Origin of the sequence: Kaistia defluvii (assembly GCF_040548815.1) — a bacterium.
In the GTDB taxonomy this organism is placed as follows: Bacteria; Pseudomonadota; Alphaproteobacteria; order Rhizobiales; family Kaistiaceae; genus Kaistia; species Kaistia defluvii_A.
In genome coordinates this window covers 47,010-66,784 of the sequence record NZ_JBEPSM010000004.1, presented here as the reverse complement: position 1 = coordinate 66,784, position 19,775 = coordinate 47,010, and the positions used below count along the sequence as shown (strand labels likewise).

Genomic DNA, 19,775 nt, shown 5'->3' with positions numbered 1-19,775 from the left:
TCCTATGAGATGCCTGAACCGTTTGTGGACAGCGGCGCGAACCAAATCTGATCCTCCCTTTTGATCAGATTCGGAGAGCCCCATTTTTTAATGTTTATTAACTTCATGCTCTTACATTTTCTCGCAACCGATCCGCGCTTTTCAAATTGAAATTGAGCGACCACCAATCGCACTGGATTCGAGAGAAAAGCCAAGGATCTGAGCTGGAAAGATTCAACGAATTATTCGTGTTGTGATGTCAACACCTCTTTCGCAATGCGAATGGGCCTGATATGGTCGTAATACGGCCACATCATATTGACATTTAAAAAAAATGGTGTAGGGCGCCTCCAAATCGAGGTGCCACTCCCTATATGAATGGCCGAAGGAGCAGCATTCTGCTGCTCTGCAAAACTGCAGGAGGTCGATATGACAGATTCTAGCGCCCATATCAGCGGCTGCCTCAGTGAACGACAGGTCGGCACGAAGCTGAACAACGTGAAGTTTTTCCGCGGTGATGCCTCGCTGATTCGCGCTGAAGATTTTCGTGCTGAAAACGCCAAAATCGATGCACAGAAGCGCGATAATTCCGCCACCAAAAGTGCGGAAGGTCCCCGCGTGTCCAAGGAAAAGATCAATTTTCGCGATCTGGTCGCCTGATAACCCTCGTTTCTGATGAGAAAGGCCTTGGTTTTCCAAGGCCTTTTTTGTTAGACGGTACTTGTCAAATCGTCAGGGGGCAATCTTGCGGGCTAGTGATCTTGTACGTCTCTTTTCGACCCGCGAGAGCGGTCCCATCGACCTGTATGACGATATAATCCCAGCTATCAAGGAAGCGGGCGAATTTGAGGTATATTTCTGGAAGGCAGATATCGACACCAACATCCTAAAAGGCCGCATTGTCGAAGAAAGCCATTTCCAAGGGGACGACGAGATCCGGGTCGTCTCTATTGATTATGCTGCGAGCATGTCAAACGAGCTCTCGCGGCTCGTTTGCGCGAAAGAACTGATTCACGTTCTCGACCCGATTGACCAGCGTGTAACTACTGACGAGGCCGTCAACGACCTCATTAGCAAAATCATTCTTCCTACCGAAATGCAGAGCCTGGATGATGGCGTGTCGGTATGGGGTGACAGATATGGGTATCTATTCGCGCTTGCGGTATTATTCCCTTGGCAGATTCGCGAGTTGCTATACCCAAAGTATGCTTCCGGCCAATATAATATAGATGATATAGCGTCACTAATGGAATTGCCTGTGGAGTATGTTCAGATCGTGATGAGTCCGCTCTGGCAGCGTGTTCACCATATTCTGAGCGCTTGATGCTTCCGTACCATCACGGCTATTTGTGCTTCTCGATCTTCCTTTGATAGGCAAGTAGCGCTCAGCTCAGCCGCCTATTATTGCGAAGCCAGTCGTGGCCGGCTTTTGGAAACAGACCGGCATGTTCCTGCGCGGCCAGGCGTACGCTGGCCGATCTTCGGGGGAGAAGCTGCAGGGGGCTGTAGCGCTATTCGCCGATCGGCGCGAGGCCCGCACGCAGCGCCGCGCAGGCCAGAGCTACTGTCTTCGGAATGGCTACCGGTCGTCCATCATCGCGACGGCTGCCGCTCTCATAGTTCAGGATTGTCCCTCTTGCGACGCCAAGCGCATCGGCCGCTTGGCTCTGCGTCATGCCCATTTCGTCGCGCCAGGATTTGAACTGCTCGGGCGTCATGGTATTGTCCCGGTGTGAGGGGGTGAGGCGATCTACTTCCTCCGGTGGAGGCCGGGCTTTCGCCCGACCCCCGTTCTCCTAGAACTTGATCCTCAGGTGCAGGTGGCAACCGCAGAACCTGATGATCAGCCTAAGCCGGATTTTCAATCGTCTCACCCCCTTCCAATTCCCGGCCCTGATTGGCCGGTAATCAATGTGTACTACGGCCACATTTCTCCGTCAATACAAAAGTGTACTGTGGTCGCTTTTATTGACGAACCAGGCGGGGTTTGGGCCTCCTTGTGCGGCCCGCGATTTTGATCAATCCATGACAGTGATTGCCGCCTCGGGCTTGGGGGACGACCATGCGAGCGATAGGGTGGGTCGGCGCCTTGGCGGCGTCATGTGGCCTGTGGTGGGCGATGATAAAGCTGGCGGCCGACGTTAGCGTCGGGCTCTGATCGACCCGGCAACGAGCCGGCTGTTGCTACCCCGGGTGCCACAATTGTCATTTGGATTTTGCGCGCGCCGCAGGCGGAACACTTTAGCGAGCGGCGGAAGCGCGTGTCGGGGCCGACAATTAAATAGCCGCGCCCATGCTTCTCAGCGACCGGCCTCAGGTCCACCTTGACGTGCCGGCGGCAGCCCAGGCAATGCACGCTTAGCCCAGTGCCGCTCTCGAGAAATTCTCCAACTGTCCCGATTTTGCTCACAGCCAGCTTTCCGACTAACTCACCATCGCGCGGGATCCATTTCCCGGAATGTCGAAGATGAGGAACACGTGGCGGGAGCGACAGGAAGGGCACATGAGCCGATCCGAGAGCATTGCGATCGGGAAGTCCGCGCCGCGTGTCCAGAGCAGCGTTCGCATATCAAGGTCGACCTGTTGAAGGCAGGGCTTCGTGCCGTTCTTTGTCCTCGCATTGCGCCCCTTGCAGCGCGCCGAGACGGTCCAGCCTGCGCGCCAAGCGTCTCCGAGCGTCTCGACAGACATCAATCATCTCGACAGGTAAGTGCGGGCAGGCATCCCCGCACGAAGCCAAAAGAGACGCGCTCCGCCCGCGCATCCACGGCGAGCAAAAGCGTCTCGATCACGGCGAGCGGATCCCCGTTGTGGGACGCCAAGAGGCTTTTTACACGCTCGTCCAGTGCCTCTTGCACCAGGTCGACATTCTCGGCCGGGTCGCCCATCGCTCTTCTCCGTGCGCTGTTGTTCCTATTTTGTTCTCATCGCAGAGAGAGTCAATGAGACTAGGAGTTGAATCCTATGCTCGCATTTGAAGCTCCGAGGCAGGGCTTCCCTTTTTGCACAGCCCCGATAGGCTTGGGGCATGTGCAACCTCTACTCGATGACCCGGAATCAGGATGCCATCCGCGCGATCGCGAGAGCGATGCGCGACCAGACCGGCAACCTTCCGCCGATGCCGGGCATCTTCCCGGACTACCCGGTGCCGATCGTGCGGAACGCCCCAGACGGGGTTCGCGAGTTGGCGCTTGCCCGGTGGGGAATGCCGTCGTCTCAGTTCGCCCTCATGGAGGCGACCAAGAAGCGCGCTGCCAAGCTTGAGGCGAAGGGCAAGGCGGTCGACTTCAAGGAACTGCTACGGATGGAGCCGGACACCGGCACGACCAATATCCGCAACATCGGCAGCAAGCACTGGCAGCGGTGGCTCGGGGTTGAGAACCGTTGCCTCGTCCCGTTCACCTCATTCTCAGAATTCAACCGTGATGCGGGAGGGGACATCTGGTTCGCGCTCGCCGAGGATCGGCCGCTCGCCTTCTTTGCGGGTATCTGGGCCAGCTGGACGAGCGTGCGGAAGGTGAGGGAAGGGGAGACCACCAATGACCTGTTCGGCTTTCTGACGACGGAGCCCAATGCCGAGGTCGGCGCCATTCACCCGAAGGCGATGCCGGTCATTTTGCGGACCACGGAAGAGATCGAGCGGTGGATGACAGCGCCGGCAAATGAAGTGCCAGGCATGCAGAAGCCGCTGCCTGATGGCGCTCTCCAGATCGTCGCGCGGGGAAGCAAGCAGGATGGATAGTGCCGCTTGGAGGAGAGCCGTTCTTAGGACGCTGGTCTTCGCTGGGCTGATCGCCGCGAGTATCCTGCTGTGGTGGGCGGTCGCTCGACTGATGGTGGCGATGGGCCCTCATCCTCCGCCTGGATAAGCCATTCGATGAGAAAAGGTGGCTCCCGTCCAGAGCCGCCTTTGTGCCGTTCCCATCCGCCCGGTGGGGAACGGCCTGAAACAAAATCAATGCTGAGAGACGCCTTGTTTGACCTGCGATTGTCGGGTTACTAAACGGGATACATACTGGGATACAAATTAAGATGAAATTTCAAAAACATTAGCGAAATCAGCTGTCAAGCCCCCGGGTGGGGCGGACCGCCCGCACCACCTTCAAATAACCAAGGTCGATGATCGCTGTTGCAAAGACCTTCGCTCAGGCCGGCTCGCTGCATGCCGGTTCCTTCCAGCCGAAGAGCTCAATTTCGGCGCGACACAGATGGCTCACCCGCTTGATCTGCGCGGGGGAAAGGCTTTCTACCCCGTGTGACCGAGCGCGGATGCCTGACTTGTGCTTTGGCAGACTATCGACGGCTAGTGGCAGGCGCAGTTGTGTTGCCACCCCGCTCAGTTCGGCCCGCAGATGCGCGTAGTCCAGCACCCGATCCACGATGATGGAGCCGCCTTCGTCGGTGTAGGCGGGCAGGTTGGACCAGTACTGGACCAGGGGGTCTCCGTCATTCCTTTCGATCCGATCGAGGAAGTGATCGAAGGAAATCTCCCGCTTGAGGCGGTGCTGGCGCCAGGACCAGAGGGAAAGCAGCCGGTCCCAAGGCTGGCGCTCGATGCTGAACTTGTAATAGCTCCGCCAGACCTCCTCGCCGACAACCCGGCGCACGTCGACCGCGTCTGAGTGCTGATCGAGGCGAAACCCTGGGCGAACAAGCCGGAGCACCTTCTTGAAGGGACGCTCGACGGCCGCGAAGCGTGTGACCGGATGCGGTGTGCTGAACACGGGCAGCCGCCGGTTCTCGTCGCTCGTGATCACGACATCCCTTTGGCCGAGCAGAGGTGCCAACCAGCCCTCGACCGATGAACCCGCGGTCTTCCGCGACTTCAGGAAAATGAACTTATGCCGATGGGAGACGATTGTCATAGTAGTGGCGGAAAATTTTGAGGGTCGATTTGCAACAAAATCAGCGAGCGAGCCATTCTAGTCAATAACGTCAATCATGTTCGGGCTGATTTCTCAGCGTTTCTTCTCGAGAGAGGTCACTTTTTATACGGTATTATATTGCGCTGCGGTATTCGTCGCTCAAGGGTGTGTTTTGGCGGGCTCAACCCTCGGATGTGCTCCCGTTGTTCTCGGGCGCTATAGGTATCGTAGTCAGATTTTTCGGTGTTGAGGATGAGTGCCTCCGGCGCAGTGATCTCCGTCACTGTACGGAACCGGCCGGCGAACCGTACGTTGCGCGCCATGGACACAGCCCGGCCTGCCAAACTTACAGAAGCGGCGAATCTCGATACCATCCTGCAGAGCAAGCTGCGGGAAGGGGCTACGGCGCTGCGACGGTCCGAGTCTGTGCTCCAGCGGATCGATCGATTGCTGGAACGCTCGCACAGCGAGGAGCTTTAGCGCCCCCGGGATCGCTGGACCGCCCTTTGCGGCCCTTTGACCGGCCTCAATCCTTGCCGGGGATCGCGCAGATGTCGGAGCGGACGAGGAAGCGGCGCTCGCGGCCATTGTCGAGTGAGAACATGCCGCCGCGGCCGTTGACCGCATCGATCGTCAGTTCCGTGTGCTTCCAGACCTCATATTGTGCGGCGCCGATATAGAAGGGCGTTTCGCCGATCGTTCCGAGCAGCACGTCGCGGTCGCCAATCATGAAATCGCCGCGCGGGTAGCACATCGGCGACGAGCCGTCGCAGCAGCCGCCGGACTGGTGGAACAGCACCGGGCCGTGGTCGGCGATGATCTCGTCCAGCAGTTGCCGCGCGGCGGGCGTAGCCCTGACGCGGTCTTCCGAAACCTTGTCCATCCGAGCCTCTTTGCGGGAAAAAGGCACCGCGCGGGGGAAGCCACGCGGTGCCAGTTGGGGAGGAGCCCTATCAGAAGAAGCCGAGCTTCTTCGGCGAGTAGCTGACCAGCATGTTCTTGGTCTGCTGGTAGTGGTCGAGCATCATCTTGTGGTTCTCGCGCCCGATGCCTGACTGCTTGTAGCCGCCGAAGGCCGCATGCGCCGGATAGGCGTGGTAGCAATTGGTCCAGACGCGGCCGGCCTGGATCGCCCGGCCGAAGCGGTAGGCGCGGTTGCCGTCGCGCGTCCAGATGCCGGCGCCGAGGCCGTAGAGCGTATCGTTGGCGATCGACAGCGCTTCCTCATCATCCTTGAAGGTCGTGACGGACACGACCGGTCCAAAGATCTCTTCCTGGAAGATGCGCATCTTGTTGTGGCCGCGGAAGACGGTCGGCTTGACGTAATAGCCGCCGGCGAGGTCGCCCGGCAGTTCGTTGCGCTCGCCGCCGATCAGCAGTTCGGCGCCTTCCTTCTTGCCGATGTCGAGATAGGAGAGGATCTTTTCCAGCTGCTCGCTGGAGGCCTGCGCGCCGATCATTGTGGCGGGATCGAGCGGGTCGCCCTGCTGGATCGCCGCGACGCGCTTCAGCGCCTTCTCCATGAAGCGGTCATAGATCTTCTCGTGGATCAGCGCGCGGCTCGGGCAGGTGCATACCTCGCCCTGGTTGAGCGCGAACATGACAAAGCCCTCGATCGCCTTGTCGAGGAAATCGTCGTCCTCGGCCGCGACGTCGGAGAAGAAGATGTTGGGCGACTTGCCGCCGAGTTCCAGCGTCACCGGGATCAGGTTCTGCGAGGCATATTGCATGATCAGCCGGCCGGTCGTCGTCTCGCCGGTGAAGGCGATCTTGGCGATGCGCGGGCTGGAGGCGAGCGGCTTGCCGGCCTCAAGGCCGAAGCCGCTGACGACGTTGAGGACGCCCGGCGGCAGGATGCCGTCGATCAGGTCGAGTAGGACCTGGATCGAGGCGGGCGTCTGTTCCGCCGGTTTCAGCACGACGCAATTGCCGGCGGCGAGCGCCGGAGCCAGTTTCCAAACGGCCATCAGGATCGGGAAGTTCCACGGGATGATCTGGCCGACGACGCCGAGCGGCTCGTGGAAATGATAGGCGACCGTGTCGTGGTCGATCTCGGAAATGCCGCCTTCCTGCGCCCGGACGGCGCCGGCGAAATAGCGGAAATGGTCGATGGCGAGCGGCATGTCGGCGGCCGTCGTCTCGCGGATCGGCTTGCCGTTGTCCCAGGTCTCGGCCAGCGCCAGCGTCGCGAGGTTTTCTTCCATGACGTCGGCGATGCGGTTCAGCATCAGGGAGCGCTCGGCGGCGCTGGTGCGGCCCCAGGCGTCCTTGGCGGCATGGGCGGCGTCCAGCGCCAGCTCGATGTCGGCGGCTTCGGACCGCGCGATCTCGCACAGGACGCGGCCGTTGACCGGCGACGTGTTGTCGAAATAGCGGCCTGATACGGGGGGCACGCGCTTGCCGCCGATGTAATTGTCGTAGCGGGGTGCGAAGGGCGCCTTGGCGTTGCGAACGAATTCCGGCTTGTTCATGATGACCTCCCTTGGTCGACGCTGAAACCGCGTCATGCAAGGAAGGTTGTCCGTTCGGGCGCGCCTGTCAGCCCGGGCGCTCCGGGTGGCAAGGCGGAACTGTCTCAGCCTTGCGACACTGTGCGGTGCAATACTCAGTGGGAACGCTCGAGCCCCAGCTTGCCGAGCTTGCGGTGCAGGGTGGCGCGCGAGACCCCGAGCTGGCGGGCCGCCGCCGTCACATTGCCGCCGGAGCGCGAGAGCGCCCGCTCCAGGATGATCCGTTCGGCATGCCGCAAGCCGTCGTCGAAGCGGGTTTCGTCGCCGAGATCGCCAAGCGGCAAGGGCTGGCCGATCAGCGCCTCGCGATGGCGATAGGCATGGCGGGCGGCGCGCGTGGCGCCGATGACGATATCGTCCCTGTCGACGGCGAGTAGGGCGCTCGGCGACCACTCGGCCGTCGGCGCGACCAGAATGCGGGCGTCGGGAAAAGCCAGGCGGAAATTCTCGGCCTCGATCCGGCGCGTCGCTTCGCCGACGGCGATGGCGACGAGGTTGACGAGCTCCTCGGTCAGGTCGGTGCGGCAGGAGGAAACGTCGAGCGCGGCGGCGAGGCGGCCCTCATGGTCGAAGATCGGCGCCGTCGTGCAGGAAAGCGCCGTGTTGCGGGTGTAGAAATGCTGGTTGCGGTGGATGGTCAGGGCGCGCTGTTCGACGAGGCAGGTGCCGATGCCGTTGGTGCCCTCGCTCTCCTCGCTCCAGACGCAGCCCGTCCAGAGGCCCCAATCCTCGAAGGTATCGGCGTCCGCGTCGGCGCCGCGGCGCTCCACCGGGATGCCGTCGGCATCGGCCAGCAGGACGCAGCAGCCCATGCCGCCCACGGCGAGATAGAGCCGGTCGAGGCTCGCCTGCGCCGCGCGGAGCAGCGGCTCCATGCGCTGGCGCGCGACCGTCAGCTCCTGGTCGCTGAGGCGGGTCGGTTGCCGTCGCTCGGCCGGGTCGAGCTGATGCAGCCGGGCCGAACGCTGCCACGAGGCGACCAGCGCCGACGTCGCCGCCTCGCCCGATCGGATGGCCAGCTGAATCCTGTCGGCATGCTGTGCGATTTCCGGCTTCGACATCGCCTCCTCCCAGATGGCTTCTGCTTCAGCGTCGCTTGCTATGTCGTCCTATTTGAGGCGGCCCGTCCTCCGCGACCGATGGATCGCCGGGCTGTTTCTATGGACGCGAGAACAGCTATAGCGATCCCGCACGGCCTCGCACAGCCTGGACGTCGGCGCGTGCGATAGCCAGACTGTGCAACCCCCGAGCGGTGTGTGTCAATTGCGCCACATCGGCCCTGCATAGCTGCCCTGCGGCGCGCCAGGGGGCGTTAACCCTATTCCCGGCGCATTTGAGCCGATAGGAGACGCCCCAAGGCCCGCTGCTGCCAGCTGGGCCATCCCTTTTCCATCCAAGGTTCCGTTCCCGTGTCTTCCGTTCTATCGCGCCGGTCGTTCCTGACCGGCTTGTCCCTTGCCGGTGTGTCGGCGCTCGCCGCCTGCGCGCAGGTTCCCAAGGAACTGGGTGCCGAGCCCAGTCTCGCCCCGCTTGCCCCAGGATTGCAGCCCCAGCCGGCCGTGGCCGAGCCGGTCGCCATTGTCGAGCCCGCGGCGAACGCCAGCGACTATGCGCGGATGTATGCGGCCGTCACGGATGGCGACTTCAAGCTGCCGGCCATTCGCCACGAGGCCGTGGATGCCAAATATCTGCGCCAGCTCGTCGATGACCCCACCGGCGAGGCGCCGGGCACGCTGGTGGTCAATACCAAGGAGAAGCACCTCTATCTGGTGCTGAAGGACGGCAAGGCGATGCGCTATGGCGTCGGGCTTGGCCGTCAGGGCTACTCCTGGAAGGGCCGCGCGGTCGTGCAGTGGAAGCGGAAATGGCCGACCTGGACGCCGCCGTCCGCCATGATCGGCCGCAAGCCGGAGCTGGAGAAGTGGCGCACCGGAATGCCGCCCGGGCTGCAGAACCCGCTCGGCGCCCGTGCCCTCTACATCTACAAGGACGGCGCCGATACGCTCTATCGCATCCATGGCTCGCCGGAATGGCGCACGATCGGCAAGTCGGCGTCTTCGGGCTGCGTGCGGATGTTCAACCAGGACGTCATCGATCTCTACGACCGGGTGCCGTCGAAGACCACGCTGGTCGTGATCTGATGCCGGGCGCGTCCGCGCCCTAGCGCTTGCAGTCGGTGGCGAGCAGGAAGTTCTTCACCGACACGTCGCCCTTGAACACGAAGTCGAAGGCGCGCGGGCCCCAGAACACAACGTCCTTGGCCAGGCGCTTGGTGTAATCGCTGTCCTTGCCGATGCGGCTGAGCTCGATCGGGCCGTGCGTCGCGCTGGTGCCGTCATCCAGCACGAGCGGGCGTTCGCAGGTCGTGAAGCTGAGCTGCACCAGCAGGATCACGACGCCGATCACGCAGTAGAATATGGCCAGGCGGATAAGAAAGAACACGCGGATAATCCCTGTGCGACGCAAAGTTGGCCGAGCATAGAGAACTGTGCCCGCTGCGCCAGAGCCGGCGACGCTTGTCCCGCTAGAACGGCAGGAGGCCATCCTCCGTTCCACGCAAGGGCAGTTCGCGGTGACGGCTAAGTCCGGACATGAAAAGGCGCCGCGACCCGAGGGTGGCGGCGCCCATTGTCGAGCAGCCGGAGTTGCGCGGCCTAGCCGCCGCGCAGCCAGACCAGCATTTCACCCGGCTCGCGATTGTCCCAGGCATAGTAGGGAACGGCCTTGATCGGCACGGTCTCGGTCTGGGGCGGGGCGGTCCGGTAGAGATCGCCGTTCCAGTCGCTCGTTGCATCCGCTTCCGCCTCGGCCGCCAGCGTCACGACGCCTTCGAGCAGGCCCGGCTCGAAATTGGCCGTGAAGCTCGATGCGGCGGGAACGCGGATGCGGTTCAGCGACAGCGGGTTGTCGATGCCCTCCAGGCAATAGACCAGCGGCCCGCGCTTCAGCGTGACGCGGCCGACGTCCTGGCGGACTTCCGGATGGGCATGCAGCTGCTCGACGGTGAGGTCGAGATCGAGCTGGACGGCGTCGCCGGCCTTCCACTCGCGCTCGATCCGCGCATAGCCGTCCTCGGTCACATCCTTCAGATCGACGGGCGCGCCATTGACCGAAAGCGTCGCCTTGCGGCACCAGGCCGGGATGCGCAGGTTGAGCGCGAAGCGGGTCGGCTTGTCGACATCGACGGTGATGCCGATCGCGCCGTCCCAGGGATAGCGGGTGTTCTGGGTCAGCTTGACCTCGGCGCTGCCGATGTCGAGCGTCGCGGTCGAGTCGCAATAGAGGTGGACGGCGACTTCGCCTTCTGCCTGGCCGTACATGTAGGTGCCGATCGAGGCGACCATGCGGCCGATATTCGGCGGGCAGCACGGGCAGCGGTGCCATGTCCAGCGATTATGGCCGCCGCGGCTTTCGAGCGGGTTCTCGTAGAAGAACAGCGAACCGTCGAGCGACAGGCCGGAGATCGAGCCGTTATAGAGCGCCAGTTCCATGGCGTCGGCATAGCGCGTGTTCGGACCCATGCCGAGCATGCGGTTGGCCCAGAAGGCGAGGCCGACGGCGGCGCAGGTCTCGGCATAGGCCGTCTCGTTCGGCAGGTCGTAGTCCGAGGTGAAGCCCTCATTGTCGGCCGACGGGCCGAGGCCGCCGGTGACGTAGAGCCGCTTCGAGTTCAGATCGTCCCAGAGCCGGTCGAGCGCCTTGCGCAGGTCGTCGTCGCCATATTCCGTCGCGACGTCGGCCATGCCGGCATAGAGATACATGGCACGGACGGCGTGGCCGACGACCTTGTCCTGCTCGCGTACCGGCTTGTGCGCCTGGTTATACTCGTAGTTCTTGAAGTGATACTCGGACGGATCGGCGCCCCGCGCCTTCGCCTCTTCGTCGAAATAGTGCGGCTGCTGGCCGCGCTGGTCGACCATGTACTTGGCGAGATCCATGTATTTGTGATTGCCGGTGACGCGGGCAAGCTTGACCAGCGCCAGCTCCAACTCCTCATGGCCGCAATAGCCCTTCCGCTGGCCGGGATTGGGGCCGAACACGGTGCCGATATGGTCGGCATAGCGCGACATCACGTCGAGCAGCTTGCGCTTGCCCGTCGCCTGGTAATAGGCGACGGCGCCCTCGATCAGATGCCCGGCGCAATAGAGTTCGTGGCAGTCGCGCAGATTGGTCCAGCGCTTGCCGGGCTCCATGCGCTGGTACCAGCTCGACAGGTAGCCGTCTTCCTGCTGCAGCTTCTCGAACATGTCGATCACCGCGTCGATCTTGGCCTCGAGCGCCGGATTGGGCTTGCGATAGACGCAATAGGCCGCCGTCTCGATCGTCTTGCCGAGATCGGAATCCCAGAACATCTGCATCGTCACCGTGCCGTTCGGGTGGAACGGGATGCGCAGCGCCGGCACCGGCCGGTCCGGGTCGATCTGGTCGAGCATGCCGGCCTCGACGCAGCGCTGGTAGAGGATGTCGGCGGTCTTGTCGGCGACGGCGTCGACGCGCGCGCCCCAGAAGCCGCGGACTTCAACCTGGGGAACTGCGGGCGGGCGAAAACGGGCGCGCGGCACGTCGTGGGCGGCGGATGGCAGGGCACTCATGGAAGACTCCTGTTCTTTGGAAGCTTGGGTCGGGGGGAGGGCTACTTCACCGCGCCGGCCGTCAGGCCGCGGATGTAGTAGCGCTGCAGCAGCAGGAAGAGGATCAGGCAGGGGATCATCATCACGGTGACGCCCGCCTGCACGGCGCCCCAGTCGACGGCGCCGAAGCGGCCCGACTGCACGGCGGTCATCATGATCGGCAGGGTGAACTTGCCCTGGTCGGTCATCAGCACGAGGGCCGCGAGGAACTCGTTCCAGGTGTTGAGGAAGGCGAACAGCCCCACCGTCACCACGCCAGGCCAGACCAGCGGCAGCATCACCTTGGTCAGCAGCGCGAAATTGGTGGCGCCGTCGATGCGGGCGGCTTCCTCGATCTCCTTCGGCACCGCGTCGAAGGCGTTGCGCATCATGAAGATCGAGAACGGCATCTGCAGCGTCACATAGACGAGGATGAGCCCGGTCAGCGTGTTCTGCAGCCCGAGCCAGGAGAGGATCAGGAAGATCGGCGTCAGGATCGACTGGAACGGGATCATGATCGTCGACAGGATCAGGATGAAGAACAGGTTCTTGAACGGGAAGCGGAAGCGCGAGAAGCCGTAGCCGGCGAGCAGGCTGATCACCGCCGTCAGCACGACGCTGGAGCCGGCGACAAAGATGCTGTTCTGGGCCGAGTGCCAGAGACCGGCGCCGAAGCTGTCGAGCGTCACATAGTTCTCGAGCGAGAAGCCGGTGGTTGGCCAGGGCGGGATCGGCGGCAGCCGCGCCTCGGCAGGCGGCTTGAAGGTGGAGAGGATCGCCCAGGCGATCGGCGCGATGAACAGGATCGACAGGAACAGGCCGATGCCGTGCTCGCCGACGAGGCGGGCGGAAAAGCCGCCCTGGCCGTGCTTGGTCTTCGCCATGGAGGATGCCTTGGCCATCATGTGCCCTCCGGGTTACGCAGCAGCCGGAGCTGGATCAGGCTCAGCACGACGAGGATGACCAGCAGCACCATGGACAGCGCCGCGCCGTAGCCGAGTTTGAACGAGACGAAGGACTGGTTGAAAATCCAGTACACCGCCGTGATCGTCGAATTGCGCGGGCCGCCGCGCAGCAGGATGTAGAACTGGTCGAAGGCGAGGATCGAACCGGCGACCGAAAGGATCAGCGCCAGCGCGACGGTCCGGCGCATCAGCGGCAGGGTGATGGCGCGGAAGCGCTGCCAGGCATTGGCGCCGTCGATCTTGGCGGCTTCCTGCAACTCGGTCGGGATCGACTGCAGCCCGGTCATCAGGATGACCATGGTGAAGCCGGCCACCTTCCACACCACCATGACGATGATCGACCAGAAGGCCGGGTTGAAGGTGGCGATCAGGTTGAACTTCTTTTCCGTCAGGCCGAGCTGCTGCGCCGCCGGGCTGAAGAGCCCGCTATCGACATTGAGTAGCCAAGCCCAGAGCAGGCTGGCCGACGCGAAGCCGACGACGACGGGCATGAAGAAGGCCGTGCGATAGACGCTCGCCATCGGCCGCGGCTTCTCGACGAAGAGCGCCAGCGGAAAGGCGACGGCGAAGATCGCGATGGTGACGATCACCGTGTAGTAGAGCGTGAACTTGAGGGCGTTCCAGAAGCGGACGTCCTTGGTGATGGCGACGTAATTGTCGAGGCCGATGAAGCGGTGCTGGCCCATCAGCGGCCAGTTGTGCAGCGACATCCAGGCGGTCATGCCGAGCGGGATCACGAAGAACACCGTCACCAGGAGGATGGCCGGGGCGATGTAGAGCAGGCCGACCCAGTGGCTGCGGTCGACTTTCGCGCGTCGGCGGACAGGCTGGGAGGACATGGCGCCCGCCTTGGCCGTGATCGAGGACATGGATGTTTCCTTCGCGAGCGAGGCTGGCGGACGGCGGAGGCGCAGCTGGCGCCCCCGCCGATCGAGTGGCCTTACTGACCGGTGCCGGCGTCGATGATGCCCTGCATCGTTTCCTGCGCATTGGCGATCGCGCCGTCGACGTCGTCGCCGAAGAACACCTCGTTGATCATCTGCGCCCAGGGGCCGTTGGCGCTGTTGATGATGTCGTTGAAGACGACGCTGTACGGGGTGCGGCCCTTGGCCATCGCTTCCGCCGCGATCTGGTAGCGCGGGTCGAGATCCTTCAGCGCTTCCTTGGCGAGGTCGCCACGGACGGGAAGGCTGCCGCGGCTGGCGAGCAGCGTCTGGCCTTCGAGCGAATAGGCGTAGTCCAGGAACTCCTTCAGCACGGCCAGCTTCGGCGTGCCCTTGGTGACGACGAAATTGTCACCGCCGGCGAAGGAGGACGAGCCGCCATCCTTGCCCGGCAGGAAGGTCACGCCGTAGTCGATGTCCTTGTACTGGGTGTTGAGCGCGCCGATGGCGAAGGCGCCGGACGGGGCGATGCCGATATTGCCGGCGGCGAAGGCGGCGAAGAAGTTGGCGCCGCTATCGGTCTTGGCGCCTTCCGGAACCAGGCCCTTCTCGACCATGCCGCGATAGAGCGCGATGGCGTCGCGCATCTGCGGCGTGTCGAGCGTCGCCTTGGAGCCGTCCTCGCTGAGGATGTCGCCGCCGCTCGCCCAGATCAGCGGCGTGAAGGTGAAGATGTTGCAGCCGCCGCAGGCGCCGGAGAAATAGAAGCCCTTGATGTCGCCGCCCAGCGCTGCAACCTTCTCCGCATCCGCCGCGATCTCGGCGAAATTGGCCGGGCCCTTTTCGGGATCGAGTCCCGCCTGCTTGAACAACTTCTTGTTCCAGATCAAGACCGAGCTGTCGGCCGAGAATGGCAGGCCGTAGATCTTGTCCTTATAGGTGCCGGTCTTCACATGAGCCGGCGAAAGATCCTTGAAATAGGGCAGCGATTTCGCCCAGTCGGTGATGTCCTCGAGCTGGCCGGCCGCCGCGAAAGCCGGCGTATAGATCAGGTCGAGCGACAATCCGTCCGGCGCCGTGCCGCCGGCGGCCGAGGTCGCATATTTCTGGACCAGTTCGCCATTTGGAATGATGTCGAGCTTGATCTGGTTTTCGTGGCCCTTGTTGAAGGCCTCGACGATCTGCGGCATGAAGTTCGAGCCGTCGGCCCGGACCCAGATATTGGCGGTTTCCGCCGCAGAGGCGAGCGCCGTCATCGATAGCAGGGCCGCCGTCGCGGCGAGCCAGCGTGTAGTTGTTTTCATGGTTTCCCTCCCTTTTGAAGACTTCGTTCCCCCGCAGCTCCTCCCGCGGGTTCGCGACCGTTCTGGTTAGCCGCCCGGTGGACGGCCGCATGACTGACGCACCACCAGTCGGCACGGCAGTTTTCGGATTCCCGGCTCGACGGGCTTGCCGTCGACCAGCGAAAGCAGCGTCATCCCGGCCTCGCGGCCGAGCGAGACGAGGTTCATGTCGACCGTGGTGAGCGGCGGGCGCGTGGCGGCAGCGACAATCTCCCAATTGTCGAAGCCGACGACGCCGACATCGTCGGGCACGCGCAGTCCCCGTTCGCGCAGCGCATCGACGACGCCGCGGGCGATCTGGTCATTGCCGCAGAAGACGGCATCCGGCTTCTCGCCAGGCGCGTCGAAGAGTTGCGCCACCGCCTGGTGACCCCAGCCTTCCGACCAGGCCCCCATCAGAACGCGCGGCGGCGCCAAGCCCTGTTCGGCCAATACGGCGCGATAGGCGCCGGCGCGCTGGTGCACGACCTCGAAGGTCTCCGGTCCCGTCACATGCACGATGCGCCGGCGGCCCAGCGCCACGAAATGCTCGACGGCAAGCCGGGCGCCGCCGGCATCGTCGGAGACAAAGGCAATCGCGTTGGTGTCGGGGTCGGGGTTGGTGAAGGCATAGATCACGGGAATGCCGAGATTGGACAGATCGACGGGCAGGCGGCGGTCGAGCCGCTTGCCCGAGGCGATGATGCCGTCGACGCGCTTTTCCAGCATGGCGTCGACATGCATCTGGCCGAGGCGCGGGTCGTCCTCGACATTGCAGAGAAAGACCGAGACGCCATTGTCGAGCAGCGCTTCGGAAACGCCGGCCATCACCGGCAGCGAGAAGCGGCCATAGGTGTCGTTGGTGAGCAGGCCGACGGTGAAGCTGCGCCGGCGGAGCAGGCTCTGGGCGAGGCCGTTCGGCCGGAAGCCGAGCTGCAGCGCCACGCTACGGATGCGGGTCCGCGTCTCGACGGTCATGCGGCCCTGGTCGTTCAGCGCCTTCGAGGCGGTGGCGACGCTGACGCCGGCCGTCTCGGCGACGTCGCGCAACGTCACAGGCCGCCTGCGGGCGGGCTGAATCACGTTGTCGCTGCCGTCGCTCATGCCGTGTTTCCTGACCCCGGCCATCCGTTCGAGCGGCGGCCTGTTTTGTAGAGAAAAGGTTTTCTCAAGTGGTGCTTAAAAAAGGCGGAGGGAGTGTCCCGCCGCCAACGGCCGATTGAGAAAACCTTTTCTCACTCAAAGCTAGCACGATTTTTTCGTCGCGCAAGTCGATCCGGGGCAAAGTTGCGGAGAAAATTCGGCGAGCTCCGACGTGGGCCGGGCGAAGCCTTTTGAAGCCTGGGGACAGGTCCCGTCCGAAGGAGGGACTGCCTCAGAGCGACGCCCAGAGATCCGCCGTCCAGCGGTAGAGAAACAGCGACAGTTCCGCGCCGAAGAAGACGATCGCCGAGTTCCAGGCGATCGCGATCACGGTCAGTACCCAGCCCACGATCACGGCCAGTCCGTCGCGCTCGATCAGCCCGAAGGCGAAGACGATGACGGCGAGCGAGGGAAGCTGGTTGCCAAGCGGGATCGGCAGCAGGATCATCACGGCGTGCACGAAGATCGGCACCGCCAGGATGAAATAGGCCAGCTTGCCCGCGAGAAAGGAATAGCGCGGCCGCAGCATCCATTCGACCCGCTTGAACCAGGGCGCGATCCACGCGCCGCCGCTCACCACCGGGCCCCTGGGGAGGCTGCGCCGGCGCAGCCATTGCGGCAGCAGCAGCCGGTCGGCGCCCACCATGATCTGCAGCGAGAGGATGGCGAGCGCCGTGCCGAAGACGAAACCGGTCGGCAGGCCCGGGATCGGGATGAAGGAGGGGAGGGCCAGCATCAGGATGGTCAGGCCGAGGCCCGCTTCGCCCAGCGCATCGACCATGTCGCCGAGGCTCACCCGGTCCTTCTTCAGCACCGAACCCAGATCGGCCAGGATCGCCGAGGCGGACCGGGTCCGGAAGAACGCCGCCGTCGGGTCCTCAGGGTTCTGATCACTGGGCAAGCGGCGGGTTCCTTCGCGATGGCTCGAGGGTCGCATATGGGGTGCCGTCGCCGCCGCGCCACCCATTCGGGCGTAAGATGGAGCGCGTACACCCTCCGCAAATTGCAGCTTAAATCCCTATTCTCGTCATCTTTCATCCTATAGCTCAGGCAAGCGCATGACGCGTATCGTTGCCTGCCCGGAGATCTGCTTGTTCAGCGCCGCCGCCCTCCACCGCCCGTCCGCCTATCTCGTCGCGTCCCGCGCCTGCGTGGCCGCGCTGCTGCGCCTGGCGGTCGCCGCCTTCTTGCTCGCAGTTCTGGCGGTCGGGGCGGCCTGGGCGCAGCCGGATGACCCGCAGAAGCAGATCGACGCCTGGAACGCGACGCTGGAACGGATCGATCTCGCCATCGACCAGCCGGGCGTGACCGATGCCGATTTCCGGCGCTACAAGCAGGACGCGACCGACATCGTGCTGGCGGCGAATGCCTTTGCCGACACGCTTACGCCGAAGGTCGAGGCCGCGACTGCGCAGTTCGAGCAGCTGAAGCCGACGGAGACCACCGAGGCGGCGGAATCGGAAGCCGCCAAGGCGAACCGCCAGCAGGCGCAGCAGCAGCTGGCGGACCTGGCCGGCTTCCAGAAACAGGCGCTCGCCGTCGCGACGCATGGTTCCTACACGCTGTCCCAGATCGGCGAACGCCGGCGAACCCGCTTCACCGCCGCGTTGCTGGAGCGCAATTCCAGCCTGATCGACCCCGGCCTCTGGGGCGACGCCGCCACCGACGTCCCCTCGATCGTCGGCCGCTCGGGCTCGGTCGTCGGCGAATGGGCCGGCGTCGTCGCCAATCGCAGCGACCGCTCGGTGATCGCGATCTTCGTCAGCCTGCTGGCGCTGATCATCATGGTGCTGGTGCCGGGACGACGCTTCCTGCTTTCCAAGCTACGCCGGCCGACCGCCGACCAGCAGCCGACCATGCGGACCAAGGTGATGTCCGCCGCCGCAATCGTGGCGGTCAATGCCTTCCTGCCGCTGATCGTGTTGACCGCCGTGCAGTCGATCCTGAAGGCGCTGGATCTGATGCCTTATCGCATCGATCTGGTCTGGACGGGTGCAACGGCGGCGATCGTGTTCTTCTCGCTCGCCTTCGGCGTGTCGCGGGCGCTGCTGGCGCCGACGCGCAGCACCTGGCGGCTGGTCGCGCTGGACGATGCCGTCGCCACCCGCGCCTTCCATCTCTCGGTCGCGATCGCGGCGCTCGAGGCGTTGGTAATCGTCCACCAGAGCTTCGCCAAGGTGACGCTGGCCTCGCTGCAGTTCGTCATCGCCCTGGACGGCATCCTGTCGATCGTCATCGCCATACTCGTCATCGGCATGGTTCGCGTGCTGACCCGGCGCAACACGCCGGACGAGGAGGAAACGGACGACCCCGCTGACGAGGAATACGGCCTGGGCCGGCTCGCGCTGCTGGTCGCCGGCCTTTCCGCCGGCGCCGCCATCATCGCCAACCTGATGGGCTATGTCGCGCTGGGCCGCTTCCTCACCACGCAGACGGTCTGGGTCGCGGTGGTCATCTCGCTGCTCTATCTGCTGATGAAGCTGACCGACGAGCTGACCGCCGCCTCGTTCCGGCGCGACGGCGTGGTCGGCAGCCGCCTGATCTCCTCGGTCGGCTTCGCGCCGCGCTCGGTGACACAGGCCGGCGTGCTGGCCAATGGCGCGGCGCATCTGGTGCTGATCGGCTTTGCCTTCCTGGCCATCGTGGCGCAGTGGGGCGTGGATTCCTCCGGCCTGTTCGAGACGATCCGCCAGCTCTTCTTCGGCTTCAAGATCGGCTCGATCACTATCTCGCTGTCGACGCTGGTCGCCGGCATCGCCGTCTTCATCGTCGGCCTGGTCGTCACGCGCTCGATCCAGAACTGGCTCGACACCCGCTTCCTGCCGACGACGCGGCTGGATTCGGGCCTGCGCAATTCGATCCGCACGACCTTCGGCTATGTCGGCATGATCTTCGCGGCGACGCTGGCCTTCGGCTATGCCGGGCTGGATCTCTCCAACATCGCGATCGTCGCGGGCGCGCTCTCCGTCGGTATCGGTCTCGGCCTGCAGGCGATCGTCAACAATTTCGTCTCGGGCCTGATCCTGCTGGCCGAGCGGCCGATCCGCGCCGGAGACTGGATCACGGTCGGGGCGGAGGAGGGGACGGTCAAGCGCATCAATGTGCGCGCCACCGAGATCGAGACCTTCGATCGCGCCACCGTCATCGTGCCGAATTCGAGCCTGATCACCGGCGTCGTCAAGAACATGGTGCTGCGCGACCGGTCGGGCCGCATCATCCTGCCGGTCACGGTCAGCAAGCTGTCCGATGCGGAGGCGGTGAAGACGATCCTGCTCGAAACCGCCAAGGACCATTCGCTGGTGCTGCGCTACCCGGAGCCGATCGTGCTGTTCCTGAATTTCGGCGAGAAGTCGCTCGATTTCGAGCTGCGCTGCTATCTCGCGGATATCGCCACCGGCGCGACAGTCCGCTCCGAGCTGCGGTTCGCGATCCTGAGCCGGTTGAAGGAAGCAGGGGTGGCTCTCCCCGGCTGAGCCGCCGGGGGGCCCTATCGCCGC

The 19,775-nt window shown here is 63.8% G+C and carries 18 protein-coding genes; 5 read left to right on the top strand and 13 right to left on the bottom strand.

Features of this window, described 5'->3' with window-relative positions; all coding sequences use genetic code 11:
- Window positions 1-408: 408 nt before the first annotated feature.
- Both ABIE08_RS20345 and ABIE08_RS20340 read left to right on the top strand, forming a co-directional pair.
- Entirely contained in the window at window positions 409-639 is a 231-nt protein-coding gene (locus tag ABIE08_RS20345; RefSeq protein WP_354553680.1) for a hypothetical protein, read from the top strand.
- Between the two features lie 85 nt (window positions 640-724).
- Window positions 725-1,303: a hypothetical protein gene (locus tag ABIE08_RS20340; RefSeq protein WP_354553679.1), complete on the top strand. Its 579-nt coding sequence runs from the start codon at window positions 725-727 to the stop codon at window positions 1,301-1,303.
- Window positions 1,304-1,490: 187 nt separating this feature from the next.
- Here ABIE08_RS20340 and ABIE08_RS20335 read toward each other — a convergent pair whose 3' ends face one another.
- A complete protein-coding gene (locus ABIE08_RS20335) occupies window positions 1,491-1,697 on the bottom strand; it encodes a helix-turn-helix domain-containing protein (protein ID WP_354553678.1) in 207 nt (68 codons plus the stop codon).
- A gap of 972 nt (window positions 1,698-2,669) precedes the next feature.
- Window positions 2,670-2,867 carry a hypothetical protein gene (locus ABIE08_RS20330; RefSeq protein ID WP_354553677.1) on the bottom strand — a complete coding sequence of 66 codons (198 nt, stop codon included), beginning with the start codon at window positions 2,865-2,867 and terminating at the stop codon, window positions 2,670-2,672.
- 140 nt (window positions 2,868-3,007) lie between these two features.
- On the opposite strand from ABIE08_RS20330, the gene ABIE08_RS20325 reads away from it, so the two are divergent.
- Window positions 3,008-3,721 (top strand): SOS response-associated peptidase, encoded by a 714-nt coding sequence (locus tag ABIE08_RS20325; protein WP_354553676.1) that lies wholly within the window; start codon window positions 3,008-3,010, stop codon window positions 3,719-3,721.
- Window positions 3,722-4,124: 403 nt separating this feature from the next.
- Here ABIE08_RS20325 and ABIE08_RS20320 read toward each other — a convergent pair whose 3' ends face one another.
- From ABIE08_RS20320 to ABIE08_RS20305, 4 genes are all read right to left on the bottom strand, one after another.
- Complete coding sequence (locus ABIE08_RS20320; RefSeq protein ID WP_354553675.1) at window positions 4,125-4,844, bottom strand: sulfotransferase family 2 domain-containing protein; 720 nt, start codon at window positions 4,842-4,844, stop codon at window positions 4,125-4,127.
- Window positions 4,845-5,370: 526 nt separating this feature from the next.
- Window positions 5,371-5,727, bottom strand: a complete 357-nt coding sequence (locus ABIE08_RS20315) for a DUF779 domain-containing protein (protein WP_354553674.1) — start codon at window positions 5,725-5,727, stop codon at window positions 5,371-5,373.
- 70 nt (window positions 5,728-5,797) lie between these two features.
- The gene (gene adh / locus ABIE08_RS20310; protein ID WP_354553673.1) at window positions 5,798-7,315 is read right to left on the bottom strand and encodes an aldehyde dehydrogenase; all 1,518 of its coding nucleotides are present in this window, start codon (window positions 7,313-7,315) and stop codon (window positions 5,798-5,800) included.
- Between the two features lie 134 nt (window positions 7,316-7,449).
- Window positions 7,450-8,415 (bottom strand): helix-turn-helix domain-containing protein, encoded by a 966-nt coding sequence (locus ABIE08_RS20305; RefSeq protein ID WP_354553672.1) that lies wholly within the window; start codon window positions 8,413-8,415, stop codon window positions 7,450-7,452.
- Window positions 8,416-8,763: 348 nt separating this feature from the next.
- On the opposite strand from ABIE08_RS20305, the gene ABIE08_RS20300 reads away from it, so the two are divergent.
- Window positions 8,764-9,495, top strand: coding sequence for a L,D-transpeptidase (locus ABIE08_RS20300; protein WP_354553671.1), 732 nt, complete (start codon window positions 8,764-8,766; stop codon window positions 9,493-9,495).
- 19 nt (window positions 9,496-9,514) lie between these two features.
- Here the strand turns inward: ABIE08_RS20300 and ABIE08_RS20295 are convergent, their stop codons facing one another.
- The 7 genes from ABIE08_RS20295 to ABIE08_RS20265 all read right to left on the bottom strand — a co-directional run bounded on the left by ABIE08_RS20295 (window position 9,515) and on the right by ABIE08_RS20265 (window position 17,179).
- The gene (locus ABIE08_RS20295) at window positions 9,515-9,796 is read right to left on the bottom strand and encodes a hypothetical protein (RefSeq protein WP_354553670.1); all 282 of its coding nucleotides are present in this window, start codon (window positions 9,794-9,796) and stop codon (window positions 9,515-9,517) included.
- Between the two features lie 212 nt (window positions 9,797-10,008).
- The gene (locus tag ABIE08_RS20290) at window positions 10,009-11,946 is read right to left on the bottom strand and encodes a glycoside hydrolase family 127 protein (RefSeq protein WP_354553669.1); all 1,938 of its coding nucleotides are present in this window, start codon (window positions 11,944-11,946) and stop codon (window positions 10,009-10,011) included.
- A gap of 41 nt (window positions 11,947-11,987) precedes the next feature.
- Window positions 11,988-12,848, bottom strand: a complete 861-nt coding sequence (locus ABIE08_RS20285; protein ID WP_354554216.1) for a carbohydrate ABC transporter permease — start codon at window positions 12,846-12,848, stop codon at window positions 11,988-11,990.
- Between the two features lie 17 nt (window positions 12,849-12,865).
- A complete protein-coding gene (locus ABIE08_RS20280) occupies window positions 12,866-13,798 on the bottom strand; it encodes a carbohydrate ABC transporter permease (RefSeq protein WP_354553668.1) in 933 nt (310 codons plus the stop codon).
- Between the two features lie 71 nt (window positions 13,799-13,869).
- Entirely contained in the window at window positions 13,870-15,117 is a 1,248-nt protein-coding gene (locus ABIE08_RS20275) for an ABC transporter substrate-binding protein (RefSeq protein ID WP_436409590.1), read from the bottom strand.
- Between the two features lie 66 nt (window positions 15,118-15,183).
- Complete coding sequence (locus ABIE08_RS20270) at window positions 15,184-16,239, bottom strand: LacI family DNA-binding transcriptional regulator (RefSeq protein WP_354553667.1); 1,056 nt, start codon at window positions 16,237-16,239, stop codon at window positions 15,184-15,186.
- Window positions 16,240-16,510: 271 nt separating this feature from the next.
- Window positions 16,511-17,179, bottom strand: coding sequence for an exopolysaccharide biosynthesis protein (locus ABIE08_RS20265; protein ID WP_354553666.1), 669 nt, complete (start codon window positions 17,177-17,179; stop codon window positions 16,511-16,513).
- Between the two features lie 157 nt (window positions 17,180-17,336).
- Between ABIE08_RS20265 and ABIE08_RS20260 the strand changes: the two genes are divergently transcribed.
- Window positions 17,337-19,751: a DUF3772 domain-containing protein gene (locus ABIE08_RS20260; RefSeq protein WP_354553665.1), complete on the top strand. Its 2,415-nt coding sequence runs from the start codon at window positions 17,337-17,339 to the stop codon at window positions 19,749-19,751.
- Window positions 19,752-19,775: the final 24 nt, after the last annotated feature.